Here is a 12,668-nt window from a genome sequence, read left to right as displayed (position 1 = left end):
GTCATGGCCAATTGCACCGAGCGCAGCGAGGGCCATGAGGACATGACGAGGAAGGCACTGCCATGACGATGCACACCCTGTCCGTCCTGGTGGAGAACAAGCCAGGCGTACTGGCCCGGGTATCCGGACTCTTCTCCCGGCGCGGGTTCAACATCGACAGCCTCGCCGTCGGCGAGACCGAGAATCCGGACGTCTCGCGGATCACTATCGTGGTCAACGCGGAGTCCTCCCCACTGGAACAGGTCACCAAGCAACTCAACAAGCTGGTCAACGTACTGAAGATCGTCGAGCTGGATCCGTCGATGTCGGTAGCACGCGAGCTGCTCCTGGTCAAGGTGCGTGCTGATCGTACCGCCCGCGCCCAGGTGCTGGAGACGGTGAGCCTGTTCCGCGCCCGGGTGGTCGACGTGGCCGCCGACACCCTCACCATCGAGGCGACCGGCACTCCCGACAAGCTCGACGCGCTACTGCGCGACCTTGAGCCCTTCGGCATCAAGGAGATGGTCCAGTCGGGCCTGGTGGCGATCGGGCGCGGACCGCGTGCCATCACCGCCGGCCCGGGCCTGCGGGCCGCCTGATCCGCTGCGGGCCGGCCCTGCGGGCCGCCTGATCCGACTGGGCCGGCCCTGCGGGCCGCTCCGGGCACAGAGCCACCACGGGCCGCCACGGCGGCCGTACGAAAGGGAAGTCATGAGCGTTGAGGTGTACTACGACGACGACGCCGACCTGGGCCTTGTCCAGGCGAAGAGGGTCGCCGTGATCGGCTACGGCAGCCAGGGCCACGCCCACGCGCTGTCGCTGCGCGACTCGGGTGTCGACGTCGTGATCGGGCTGCCCGAAGGCTCGAAGAGCCGGGCCAAAGCCGAGGAGCAGGGCCTGCGGGTACTCACCCCGGCGGAGGCGTCCGCTGAAGCTGACGTGATCATGGTGCTGGCGCCGGACACCGCCCAGCGCAAGATCTACGCGGAGTCGATCGCGCCGAACCTCAGTGCGGGCAAGGCGCTGTTCTTCGGGCACGGTTTCAACATCCGCTACGGCCTGATCAAGCCGCCGGCCGAGGTCGACGTGGCGATGGTCGCTCCGAAGGGCCCCGGTCACCTGGTCCGCCGGCAGTACACCGACGGCAAGGGCGTGCCCTGCCTGGTGGCGGTCGAGCAGGACGCCACCGGCGACGCCTTCGCGCTCGCCCTCGCGTACGCGAAGGGGATCGGTGGAACCCGGGCCGGCGCGATCCGGACCACCTTCACCGAGGAGACCGAGACCGATCTCTTCGGCGAGCAGGCGGTGCTCTGCGGTGGCGCGGCGGCGCTGGTGCAGACCGGTTTCGAGGTGCTCACCGAGGCCGGCTACGCGCCTGAGGTGGCCTACTTCGAGTGCCTGCACGAGCTGAAGCTCATCGTGGACCTGATGTACGAGGGCGGCATCGCCCGGATGCGCTACAGCGTCTCCGACACCGCCGAGTACGGGGACCTCTCCCGGGGCCCACGGGTGATCGACGGCCGGGTCAAGGAGGAGATGCGCAAAATCCTCGGTGAGATCCAGTCCGGCGGGTTCGCCCGCGAGTGGGTGGCCGAGGACGAGGCTGGCCGGCCGAACTACAACAAGTGGCGGGCCGAGGGCGCGGCGCACCCGATCGAGGAGACCGGGCGCAAGCTGCGCGGCATGATGAGCTGGGTGGATCGCCCGATCACCGAGACCGCCTGAGGCGTACTCGCACCAACGGCACCCGGGCCGGCGTTCTCCCCGACGCCGAGCCCGGGTGCCGTGCGCCGCCCCCAGTCGGCTAACGAACGTTAACCCGCACGTCACGTCCGGTTTGTGAGGGCACTCACCCCGCAGTCCGGAGCACGCCGGGCGGCCTGCGCCCTACGATCGCGGATAGGTGCGTTGCCGGCACCTGACGGCCATGGCCGGTCCGTGCCGGGCGCAGTGCAGCGTCCCGTCCCCCGGCCGACCGCTCTGACGACCTCTACGAGGACCAATGACTCCTGTCGTACTGATCGCCGAAGAACTCGCCCCCGCCGCCATCGAGGTACTCGCCCACGACTTCGACGTCCGGCATGTGGACGGCACTGACCGCCCGGCCCTGCTCTCGGCGCTCACCGGGGCCGACGCCGTCATCGTCCGCAGCGCCACCCAGATCGACGCCGAGGCGATCGCCGCCGCACCTCGGCTCAAGGTCGTGGCCCGTGCCGGCGTCGGCCTGGACAACGTCGAGGTGTCGGCGGCCACCGCGCGGGGCGTCATGGTCGTCAACGCGCCCACCTCGAACATCGTCTCCGCCGCGGAGCAGGCCGTCGCGCTGCTGCTCGCGGTCGCCCGGAACACCGCCAGCGCCAGCTCCGCGCTCAAGGCGGGGGAGTGGAAGCGTTCGAAGTACACCGGTGTGGAGATCCAGGGCAAGACCGTCGGCGTCGTCGGCCTCGGCCGCATCGGTGTCCTCTTCGCGTCTCGGATCGCGGCCTTCGGCACCCGGCTGATCGCCTACGACCCGTACATCCAGCCGGCGCGGGCCGCGCAGCTCGGCGTGCGTCTGGTCGGCCTCGATGAACTGCTGCGGGAGAGCGACTTCATCTCGATCCACTTGCCGAAGACCCCGGAGACCCTGGGGCTGATCGGCGAGAAGGAGCTGTCGATCGTCAAGCCGGGTGTGCGGATCGTCAACGCCGCCCGGGGCGGGCTGATCGACGAGCAGGCCCTGGCCGACGCGCTGGCCGAGGGCCGGGTCGGCGGGGCCGGGATCGACGTGTACGCCAAGGAGCCCTGCACCTCCTCGCCGCTGTTCGCCTTCGACAACGTGGTGGCCACCCCGCACCTGGGCGCCTCCACCGGTGAAGCGCAGGACAAGGCCGGCCTGGCGGTGGCCAAGAGTGTGAAGCTGGCCCTGCAGGGCGAGTTCGTGCCGGACGCGGTCAACGTGCAGGCCGGCGGAGTCGTCGCCGAGGACGTCCGGCCGCTGCTGCCGCTGGCCGAGAAGCTCGGCCGCGCCTTCACCGCCGTCGCCGGCGGGGTCGCCGCCAGCGTCACCGTCGAGGTACGCGGTGAGATCGTCGGCCACGACGTCTCGGTGCTCAAGCTGGCCGCCACCAAGGGCCTGTTCAGCTCGGTGGTCGAGGAGCAGGTGACCTACGTCAACGCGCCGCACCTGGCCGCCCAGCGCGGCGTGGAGGTGTCGCTTGCCACCCAGACCGAGACCGCCGACCACCCGGTTCTGGTCACCGTGCGCGGTGCGCTGCCCGACGGCCGCACCGTCAGCGTCTCCGGCACGGTGGCCCAGGCCGGTACCCGCGACATCATAAAGCTGACCGAGGTCGACGGGTTTGACGTGGAGATCGGTGCCGAGGGCATTCTGCTCTTCCTGCGCTACGTCGACCGTCCGGGCGTGGTCGGCACCGTCGGCACCCTGCTCGGCGCGGCCGGCATCAACATCGCGGCGATGCAGGTGGCCCGGCGGGAGGCCGGCGGTGAGACGCTGATGACTCTCACCGTCGACCAGGCACTCGGGGCCGACCTGCTCACCTCGGCCGCCGACTCGATTGGCGCCACCTCGGCCAGCGCCGCGGACCTGCGCGACGAGTAGTCCGCACGAGCCGTCGGGGCCCGGCCGGCGGCCGGGCCCCTTGTCGTGGCCGGCACGTGTCAGCGGGGGCCGGGCATCCGGGCCGCCGGCGGCGGGTAGACCGAGCCGTCCTGGGCGTCGAAGAGAATCAGACGGCACTCCCCGGCCAGCCGCTCGATGTCGAGGAGCACCTGGTCGGGGCAGGCCGGGTCCAGGTTCAGCTCGATGTGGTCGGCTGCCTTGTGCAACTGCGCGACCGCCCAGGGGGTGTTCGGGCCGGTTGGTCGTTCCGGGTAGCTGGCGGTGATAGCCCGATAGAAGGACACACACCGCGGGTCAGGTTGTCGCTCGACGTGCCGCCCGTTGCGGCACTGCTGCACCGCCGCTCGCACGTCCTCGGGCGTCGCCCCGTCCGACAGGGCCCACACGCTCAGATCGAAGCTCACGGCGGACAGCGTGCCATCTGCGCTTCACCTTGTCGAAAACGCCCCTGCCGCAGGCCAGTGGTTGAGCCGCAAGGATCGCCTGGATCATCCCCTGTGGAGCTCTTGCCGCGAAACGCATCAATTCGATAGCGTACCGATGCGGTTACCTGCCGAGTTGGCGCGCCGACCCGTCTTCGGGTGGCGAGGTTGGCGTCCGACCGACCGGCCCGCACCCCTCGATTGCGCGAGCCACGCGCACTCGTCGTCGACCGGCCTCCACGGCCGTTGCCGCGACCGTGGAGGCCGGTCGCTGCGTCAACCCGCCAGCTCGCTGCGTCACCCACCGGGCTCGCCGCGTCAGCGACGGGCGGCGAAAAGCACCCGGTAGTCCGATCCGGCGCGGAACCAGGCCAGCCCGACCGGTCCTGCCGCGTACAGCGCGGTGGCGTAGGCGTCGGCCACCGCGAGGTCGGGACCGACCACCGTCGCGGCGACCAACTGTTCGGCCGGCTCACCGGTGTGCGGATCCACCACGTGCCCCTGCCGTCCGGTGACTCCGGAGGTGCCGACCGCGCCCGCCGTCATCGCCAGCACCAGGGGAGCCCGGTGCCGGTCGGTCGGGTGGTGCAGCGCGACCCGCCACGGGCCGCCGTGCCCAGCGTGGCCGCGGACCACCAGGTCGGCGCCGCTGAGCACGGCGTAGTCGTGGATGCCGGCGCTGCGCAACCGGCCCGCCGCCCGTTCCACCGCCCACCCGCCGAGCAGGCCGCCCGGGTCGAAGCCGCCGGGCACCGCCCAGGCGTCGAACCAGCCGTCCGTCGCGGCGCGCATCGTGGCGCACCGGGCCACCAAATCGGCGAGCGGCGGGTACGACTCGGGGCTGATCTCGTCCCGGCGCAGCCTGGACACCAGGCTCTCCGGGCGGTTCGGGCCGTAGGTGAGGTCGATTGCCCGCAGTTCGGCCACCGCGTCACGCAGCGCCTCGCCGACTCCCCGCCGGCCGAGCCACTCGGGTGCGTTCAGCAGCAGGGTGTACGCCGCCGTCGAGGTGCGCACGGTGTGTCGGACGGCGATCCGGTCCCCGGCGACCACGCCAGCCCGGTCGGGCCGTTGCTCACGGGCACCCAGTCGCAGGTCGGGTCGGCGGAAACGGAAGCTTGCCGGGTCCACCCAGCTGGTTCGTGGTTGCTCGTCGGTCCACATCGCATCCGTCCCCTCCTCGGCGCCCGTCGCGCCGTCGCGGCGGACGCCCGGACCCGTAGCCCGTCACTTCACGCTAGGCAGCGGAGATGACTGCCCCATGAATGCACCCTGGGAAGCTGCTGTGCGTAACGCTTTCCCGAGAAGTGGAACTTTCGTACCGGGAAGCGGGACGGCGGCGTACCGTCGAGCCACACGAGCGAAGGAGCTGACGGACGTGGCACGGATCGCGGTGGTGGCCGGGGACGGGATCGGACCCGAGGTGGTCGCGGAGGCCCGCAAGGTCATCGACGCGGTACTGCCCGGCGTCGAGGCGACGGAGTACGACCTCGGTGCGGCACGTTACCACCGCACTGGTGAGGTGCTGCCCGACTCGGTGCTCGGCGAGCTGGCCGGGCACGACGCGATCCTGCTCGGCGCGGTCGGCGACCCGACCGTCCCGCCGGGCGTGCTGGAGCGGGGCCTGCTGTTGAAGCTGCGCTTCGCCTTCGACCAGTACGTCAACCTGCGCCCGTCCCGGCTCTGGGCGGGGGTGGCCAGCCCGCTGGCCGCGGTCAAGCCCGGCGAGGTCGACCTGGTTGTCGTCCGTGAGGGCACCGAGGGCCTCTACGCCGGCGCCGGTGGCAACCTGCACCGGGGCACCCCGGCCGAGGTCGCCACCGAGGAGAGCCTGAACACCCGGCACGGTGTCGAGCGGGTGGTCCGGGACGCTTTCGCCCGCGCCGCCCGGCGCGAGAGGCGCAAGGTGACACTGGTGCACAAGACGAACGTACTCACCCACGCCGGCTCCCTGTGGGCCCGCACCTTCGAGGCGGTCGCCGCCGAGCATCCCGACGTGTCCACCGAGTATCAGCACGTCGATGCCGCCGCGATGTTCCTCGTGACCCAGCCGCAGCGGTACGACGTCGTGGTCACCGACAACCTTTTCGGTGACATCCTCACCGACATCGCGGCGGCGGTGACCGGAGGAATCGGCCTCGCCGCCAGCGGCAGCATCAACCCCGAAGGGGCGTTTCCGTCGATGTTCGAGCCGGTGCACGGCTCCGCACCGGACATCGCCGGGCGTGGCGTGGCCGACCCGGTCGCCGCCGTGCTCTCGGCGGCCCTGCTGCTCGACCAGCTCGGGCACGCCGACGCCGCCGCCCGGATCACCGTCGCGGTCGGTGCGGAGTTGGCCACGCGGGGCCCGGACGTAGCCCTGCGCACCGCCGACGTGGGTAATCGGATCGCGGCCCAGGTAGCCGCCTGATCGCCTCCCGTTCCTGCGGGTCGCACGGCCACTCCTGCCCGGCCCTCCGGCGGCACGGTGGCAACACACCGACCGGCGGCGTCCGCGGGGTACGGTGCCACCTGTGCGTGGGTGGACCTATCCGCTGAACGACCGTTCGGGGTAGGTTTTCTGGCACAAAACGTTTCCGGCGTGCGGTCGGCGCATGCCGTGGTCCCTCAGGGAGGTCAGCGCGATGAGCGGTGGTGACAAGATCGACTTCGAGATCCGTCCGAACCCCGCGCCGGTATCCGCCACCGACCGGGCTGCGCTGCTGGCCAACCCCGGGTTCGGCCGGGTCTTCACCGACCACATGGTCATCATCCGCTACGCCGAGGGCAAGGGCTGGTACGACGCCCGCGTCGAGGCACGCGGGCCGATCCCGATGGATCCCGCCAGCGCCGTCCTGCACTACGCGCAGGAAATCTTCGAGGGGATGAAGGCGTACCGCACGGCAGGCGGCGGGGTGACGATGTTCCGCCCGTACGCCAACGCGGCCCGGTTCAACACCTCCGCCGCCCGGATGGCCATGCCGTCGCTGCCGGAGGAAACCTTCGTCGACTCACTGCACCGGCTGATCGAGATCGACCGGGACTGGATCCCCGGCGGTGCGGACGGCAGCCTCTACCTGCGACCGTTCATGTTCGCCAGCGAGGTCTTCCTCGGTGTCCGTCCAGCCAACGAGTACCTCTACTCGGTGATCGCGTCGCCGGTCGGCGCCTACTTCTCCGGTGGGGTCAAGCCGGTGACGGTCTGGGTTTCACCCGACTACACCCGGGCGGCGCCCGGCGGCACCGGCGCGGCCAAGTGTGGCGGCAACTACGCCGCCTCGCTGGCCGCCCAGGCCGAAGCCTTCGAGCACGGCTGCGAGCAGGTGGTCTTTCTGGACGCCGTCGAGCGCAGCTTCGTCGACGAACTGGGCGGCATGAACGTCTTCTTCGTCTACGACGACGGTTCGATCGCCACGCCGCCGCTGACCGGCACGATCCTGCCCGGCATCACCCGCGAGTCGGTGCTCACGTTGGCGTCGGCGGCCGGTCACCGGGTCGAGGAGCGGCCGGTGACCTTCGACGACTGGCAGGCGGACGCCGCGAGCGGGCGGCTCCGCGAGGTCTTCGCGTGCGGCACTGCGGCGGTGATCACCCCGATCGGGCGGGTGCGCTTCCCCGGCGGGGAGTTCGCCGTCGCCGGCGGTGAGCCCGGAACGGTGACGATGGCGCTGCGTCAGCGGCTGGTGGATCTCCAGCGCGGCGAGGCCGCCGACCCACACGACTGGGTCCACCACGTGCTATGAGCTGTAAGGAAGGGCACCTTCTCAACACGCGGCGCGACACCGTGCGCGGCGACCGCGCGGTGCGGCGTCAGTCGAGCAGGTGGGTACGCAGGGCGGCGAGTTGCTCGCCGGTGACGCCGGCGCGGCGCAGGTAGTCGTCCACGGAGCCGTGGCCCTCGCGGATCTCGGCGAGGAACAGCAGCATCGCCTCGGCCGGCGACGACAGGAACGGTGGTGGTAGTGGCGCTGAGTCGGGAAAGGTCGCGGCGACCCAGGCACTGAACCGCTCTGACGCCCCGGTGCTCAGCGAGTAGTCCGCCGCGATCTCGGTGTCGTCCACGCCGAGGACGGCAAGGGTCAGGCCGCAGACGATGCCGGTCCGGTCCTTACCCGCCACGCAGTGCACCACCACCGGCGAGTTGGCGCCTTCGGCTATCAGGCCGATCGCCTCGGCGAGCCCGGCGGTGCCGGTGCGGGCCAGGTCGGCGTACCGGTCGGCCAGGTAGCGGGCCAGGTCGCCTCCGGGCTGGTACGGCTGCTCCTCCCACTGCGCGTGCTCGGGGTGGATGTGCCGGTAGGTGAGCCCGTCGAAGTCGGGCACCCGGCCGTCGCGCTCGACCTCGTGCGGGCGGCGCAGATCGATGACGGTCCGCACGCCGAGCGCCGCGAAGGCGTCCCGGTCGGCGTCGCCGATGCGGTGCAGCGAGTCGGAACGGTAGAGCCGGCCGGTGCGTACGGTGCGGTCGTCCTGACCGCGGTAGCCGCCCACGTCCCGAAAGTTGAAGGTGGTGGTGAACGGGGTACTTCGGTTGAGCTCGTTGGAGTCCACCCCTGACACGGTAGGCGGCCGGTGGGAAGCTGCCCACCGCCCTACACTCGACCAACAGGAGACCCGGCGACCACACCAGACCCGGCGACCACACCAGACCCGGGCGGACGTCCCGGAATGTGGATTGTGCCTCCCAACAGCTGCCGTAGGGTGGCAGAGTACCGAGCGTGACCAGCACCGCCCGCATTATTGGCAACTAGCGCGCCGGCCTCCCCCTCTGCCGAGCGCGCAGACCTCCCGCAGCCGCGGGGGGTCTTTTTGTTGCGCTGGCCGGTGCCTGACGAAGGGATCCCCATGACGTTCCAGGTCTACGACACGACCCTGCGCGACGGCGCTCAGCGCGAGGGGCTCAGCTACTCGGTGGTCGACAAGCTCGCCGTGGCGCGGCTGCTCGACGAGTTCGGCGTCGGGTTCATCGAGGGTGGGTGGCCGGGCGCGGTGCCCAAGGACACCGAGTTCTTCCGCCGGGCGCGTACCGAACTCGATCTCAGGTACGCGGTGCTGGTCGCCTTCGGCGCCACCCGCCGGGCTGGCGCGGTCGCCGCCGACGACCCGCAGGTGCGCGGCCTGCTCGACGCGCACACCTCGGCGGTCGCCCTGGTGGCCAAGGCAGATCTGCGCCACGTGGAGCGGGCGCTGCGCACCACCGCCAAGGAGAACCTGGCGATGATCCACGACACGGTGACTCATCTCGTGGCCGAGGGGCGGCGGGTTTTCGTCGATGGTGAGCACACCTTCGACGGCTACCGCTACGACCCGGCGTACACCGCGTCGGTGGTGGAGGTCGCGCTGGCGGCCGGTGCCGAGCGCTTCGTGCTCTGCGACACCAACGGTGGAATGCTGCCGTCCCAGGTGACCCGGACGATCGCCGACCTTGGCGACCGGATCGGCGTCGTGCCCGAGCTGCTCGGTATGCACGCCCAGAACGACACCGCCTGCGCGGTGGCCAACACCATCGCAGCCGTCGAGGCCGGCGTCAAGCACGTGCAGGGTACCGCCAACGGGTACGGGGAGCGGCCAGGGAACGCCGACATCTTCGCCGTCGTGGCGAACCTCCAGCTCAAGCTCGGGCTGCCGGTCCTACCGGAGGGCTGCCTGGAGCAGATGGTGCGGGTCTCCCACGCCATCGCCGAGATCGCCAACATTGCCCCCGACACCCACCAGGCGTACGCCGGGGCCGCTGCCTTCGCCCACAAGGCGGGGCTGCACGCGAGTGCGATCAAGGTGGATCCGCTGCTCTACAACCACGTCGAACCGGCGGTGGTGGGCAACGACATGCGGATCCTGGTCACCGAGATGGCCGGTCGGGCCAGCATCGAGCTCAAGAGTCGTGAACTCGGGCTGGACCTGTCCGGCCATCCGGAGACGCTGTCCCGGGTCACCAACCGGGTCAAGGAGTTGGAGGCCGGCGGCTGGTCGTTCGAGGCGGCGGACGCCTCGTTCGAGCTGCTCGTCCGCGGTGAACTGCCGGACGCCGCGCCGGTGCGGCCGTTCGCGTTGGAGTCGTACCGGGTGATGGTCGAGCACCGCGAGGACGGCGCTGTCGTCTCCGAGGCCACCGTGAAGATCCGGGTACGTGGTGAACGGGTGATCGCCACCGCGGAGGGCAACGGGCCGGTCAATGCCTTGGACGAGGCGCTTCGGGTCGGCCTCGGCCGGCACTATCCGGAGCTGCGCGACTTCGAGTTGGCCGACTACAAGGTACGAATCCTGGAGGGCAGCCACGGCACCGGCGCGGTGACCCGGGTGCTGGTCGAGACGGCCGACGGCCGGGGCGGCGGCTGGACCACGGTCGGCGTTCATCCCAACGTGGTGGAGGCGAGCTGGCACGCGTTGGTCGACGCGCTCACCTTCGGCCTCGACCGGGGGCTTCGGCACCGGGTCTAGTGCGGTTCCTGGAACGTAGGCGGTGTCGCGGCGAGGTCCAGCGGTGCCAGGCTGTCCAGCGCCGCTACAGGGAGTGTGGACGCCAACGCCTGGACCAGGGGGTCCCGCCGAGTTGGTGGTACCGGCCGCCGTCGACTCACGGTTCGTGCCAAAAATTGTCGAACGCCGTTTGCGAAGGATTATTCAGGTTCACTTATCCCTGATTGTGGCGCTGATCCGACAGGTCCTAGAAAAGGGGTCGACTATTGACCTGAGGTGTTTTTCAGTGCTACGTTCCAGCTGGTCGGCGGGCCGCTATCCGGAGGAAGTATCACCAGCTCAGGGTGCATACATGTCGCAGGGTGCAGCCAGTTTTGAAATGTATTCCGAAACGAAATATGTCGACGGCTCATGCGCATTTTCGTCCGACCAGGAAAAGTAACCACCGTCCCGCGTGTCGCGGGTCGGCCGTACCCCCACGGTCACCAAGGGAGACCTGTCATGACCAGATTTTTCCGACGTAGGACGGCTGCGGTGGCAATCGCGGCTCTGGCGCTGGCTCTGGCCGGCGGCGGGATCGCCGTCGCAAAGCCCACGGCCGAGTCCGCCCAGCCCGCCGCCCGCACCGCCCAGCAGCCGGCGGTCAGCGCGGCTTCGCTGAACAGCGCGAAGGCCACCCTCGCCAAGGGCGACTCGATCGGCACCCAGGCCGCCGGCTTCTACGCCACGGTGGTCAACGCCAACGGCACCAAGGCCCGTGGTGCCGGGGTCGTCATCAAGTACGGCGTTGGGCAGTACGAGGTGCAGTTCGGCAGCAACGTCACCACCGCCGTCTACGTGGCGACGATCGGCGACGCCGGCTCGTGCTGCGTGCCGCCGGCCGGCGAGGTCTCGGTGGCCCCGCGCCTGCTCACCCCGAGCGCGGTCTTCATCCAGACCCGCAACTCCGTGGGCGTCGCCGCCGACCTGCCCTTCCATCTGCTCGTCCACCGCTGATCCGCGAACCGCCGACGGCCCCTGTCCTCGACGGGGGCCGTCGCCGTTCGCTTCCGTCGCCGGCTTCGCCAGGCGCCGTCTGTCCGGTAAGCGGCGATCCAGGCGCTAACGGTGTCGTCACGGGGTCTGGGGTGCCGAGGGCCGGAAATTCCGACGTTTGTCCGAGGGCCCCCACGGGAAGCAAGCACCGTGACGGACATCTCGGACACCATGGCCGGCCCGGTCGATCCCTACGCGACCGCGGCTGAGCTGGACCAGACGCTCTACGAGGTCAAACGCGTGATCGTCGGGCAGGATCGGCTCGTCGAACGCCTCCTCACCGCGCTGGTCGCCGACGGACACTGCCTGCTGGAGGGCGTACCCGGGGTGGCGAAGACCCTCGCCGCGCAGACCCTCGCGACGGTGGTCGGCGGCACCTTCTCCCGCATCCAGTTCACCCCCGACCTCGTTCCCTCCGACATCGTCGGCACCCGGATCTACCGCGCCTCGAAGGAGAGCTTCGACGTCGAGCTGGGCCCGATCATGGCGAACCTGGTGCTGGCAGACGAGATCAACCGGGCGCCGGCGAAAGTGCAGTCGGCGCTGCTGGAGGCGATGGCCGAGCGGCAGGTGTCGATCGGCGGGCGAAGTCACCGGGTACCAGAGCCGTTCCTCGTGCTGGCCACCCAGAACCCCATCGAGTCCGAAGGGGTCTACCAGCTGCCCGAAGCCCAACGGGACCGTTTCCTCATGAGGATCGTCGTGGGCTATCCCGGCGGTGAGGACGAGCTGGCCATCCTCTACCGGATGAGCGCCGAGCGTCCCACGGCCCACCCGGTGCTCGACCCGGACCGGTTGCGCGAGCTACAGCGCCGGGCCCGGCAGGTCTTCGTGCACCACGCCATCGCCGAGTACGTGGTCCGGCTCATCCTCGCGACCCGCGAACCGGGCCGGTTCGGCGTACCGGAGATCGCGCCGCTGCTCGCCTACGGTGCCAGTCCGCGCGCCACCCTCGGCCTCGTTGCCGCCGCTCGCGCCCAGGCCCTACTGCGAGGCCGGGAGTACGTCCTGCCCGACGACGTCCGGGAGCTGTCGGTGGACGTGCTGGCGCACCGGTTGGTGCTCTCCTTCGACGCGATCGCCGACGGTGTGAGCGCCGAGTGGGTCGTCCGACGGCTGGTCGAGGCGGTTCCGCCGCCCCGGGTGGCGGCGACCGGGCATGCCGGATACGCGCCCGAGCTGGTGGTCGCCTGATGGGACGTCGCAGCGCGCCG

At 70.5% G+C, this 12,668-nt stretch carries 11 protein-coding genes; 8 read left to right on the top strand and 3 right to left on the bottom strand.

What is annotated here, in order from left to right; translation table 11 throughout:
• Nucleotides 1–62 precede the first annotated feature (62 nt).
• From ilvN to serA, 3 genes are all read left to right on the top strand, one after another.
• Nucleotides 63–578, top strand: a complete 516-nt coding sequence (ilvN, locus tag ACFHWY_RS05300) for an acetolactate synthase small subunit (RefSeq protein WP_416578938.1) — start codon at nt 63–65, stop codon at nt 576–578.
• A 112-nt stretch (nt 579–690) separates the two neighbouring features.
• Complete coding sequence (gene ilvC / locus ACFHWY_RS05295; protein ID WP_416578937.1) at nt 691–1,704, top strand: ketol-acid reductoisomerase; 1,014 nt, start codon at nt 691–693, stop codon at nt 1,702–1,704.
• Nucleotides 1,705–1,981: 277 nt separating this feature from the next.
• Nucleotides 1,982–3,580, top strand: a complete 1,599-nt coding sequence (gene serA, locus ACFHWY_RS05290; RefSeq protein ID WP_416578936.1) for a phosphoglycerate dehydrogenase — start codon at nt 1,982–1,984, stop codon at nt 3,578–3,580.
• 59 nt (nt 3,581–3,639) lie between these two features.
• Here the strand turns inward: serA and ACFHWY_RS05285 are convergent, their stop codons facing one another.
• Together ACFHWY_RS05285 and ACFHWY_RS05280 are read right to left on the bottom strand one after the other, a co-directional pair.
• Nucleotides 3,640–4,005, bottom strand: coding sequence for a hypothetical protein (locus ACFHWY_RS05285; protein ID WP_416578935.1), 366 nt, complete (start codon nt 4,003–4,005; stop codon nt 3,640–3,642).
• Nucleotides 4,006–4,341: 336 nt separating this feature from the next.
• Nucleotides 4,342–5,187: an FAD:protein FMN transferase gene (locus tag ACFHWY_RS05280; protein WP_416578934.1), complete on the bottom strand. Its 846-nt coding sequence runs from the start codon at nt 5,185–5,187 to the stop codon at nt 4,342–4,344.
• A gap of 214 nt (nt 5,188–5,401) precedes the next feature.
• On the opposite strand from ACFHWY_RS05280, the gene ACFHWY_RS05275 reads away from it, so the two are divergent.
• Nucleotides 5,402–6,433, top strand: coding sequence for a 3-isopropylmalate dehydrogenase (locus ACFHWY_RS05275; protein ID WP_416578933.1), 1,032 nt, complete (start codon nt 5,402–5,404; stop codon nt 6,431–6,433).
• Between the two features lie 214 nt (nt 6,434–6,647).
• Entirely contained in the window at nt 6,648–7,745 is a 1,098-nt protein-coding gene (locus ACFHWY_RS05270) for a branched-chain amino acid aminotransferase (protein WP_416578932.1), read from the top strand.
• A gap of 67 nt (nt 7,746–7,812) precedes the next feature.
• Here the strand turns inward: ACFHWY_RS05270 and ACFHWY_RS05265 are convergent, their stop codons facing one another.
• Nucleotides 7,813–8,553, bottom strand: coding sequence for a tyrosine-protein phosphatase (locus tag ACFHWY_RS05265; RefSeq protein ID WP_416578931.1), 741 nt, complete (start codon nt 8,551–8,553; stop codon nt 7,813–7,815).
• A gap of 294 nt (nt 8,554–8,847) precedes the next feature.
• On the opposite strand from ACFHWY_RS05265, the gene cimA reads away from it, so the two are divergent.
• The 3 genes from cimA (at nt 8,848) to ACFHWY_RS05250 (ending at nt 12,648) form a co-directional block, all read left to right on the top strand.
• Nucleotides 8,848–10,440, top strand: coding sequence for a citramalate synthase (gene cimA / locus ACFHWY_RS05260; RefSeq protein WP_416578930.1), 1,593 nt, complete (start codon nt 8,848–8,850; stop codon nt 10,438–10,440).
• 513 nt (nt 10,441–10,953) lie between these two features.
• A complete protein-coding gene (locus ACFHWY_RS05255; RefSeq protein WP_416578929.1) occupies nt 10,954–11,415 on the top strand; it encodes a hypothetical protein in 462 nt (153 codons plus the stop codon).
• Nucleotides 11,416–11,604: 189 nt separating this feature from the next.
• Nucleotides 11,605–12,648: an AAA family ATPase gene (locus tag ACFHWY_RS05250; RefSeq protein WP_416578928.1), complete on the top strand. Its 1,044-nt coding sequence runs from the start codon at nt 11,605–11,607 to the stop codon at nt 12,646–12,648.
• Nucleotides 12,649–12,668 lie beyond the last annotated feature (20 nt).

The sequence above is a fragment of the Micromonospora sp. LOL_024 genome (assembly GCF_048060415.1).
Lineage (GTDB): Bacteria > Actinomycetota > Actinomycetes > Mycobacteriales > Micromonosporaceae > Micromonospora.
This window is presented reverse-complemented; position numbering and strand designations above follow the sequence as displayed.

Coding starts and splice junctions, on each gene's coding strand:
- ilvN (WP_416578938.1), top strand. CDS start 63: ATGACGATGCACACCCTGTCCGTCCTGGTGGAGAACAAGCCAGGCGTA.
- ilvC (WP_416578937.1), top strand. CDS start 691: ATGAGCGTTGAGGTGTACTACGACGACGACGCCGACCTGGGCCTTGTC.
- serA (WP_416578936.1), top strand. CDS start 1,982: ATGACTCCTGTCGTACTGATCGCCGAAGAACTCGCCCCCGCCGCCATC.
- ACFHWY_RS05280 (WP_416578934.1), bottom strand. CDS start 5,187: ATGTGGACCGACGAGCAACCACGAACCAGCTGGGTGGACCCGGCAAGC.
- ACFHWY_RS05270 (WP_416578932.1), top strand. CDS start 6,648: ATGAGCGGTGGTGACAAGATCGACTTCGAGATCCGTCCGAACCCCGCG.
- cimA (WP_416578930.1), top strand. CDS start 8,848: ATGACGTTCCAGGTCTACGACACGACCCTGCGCGACGGCGCTCAGCGC.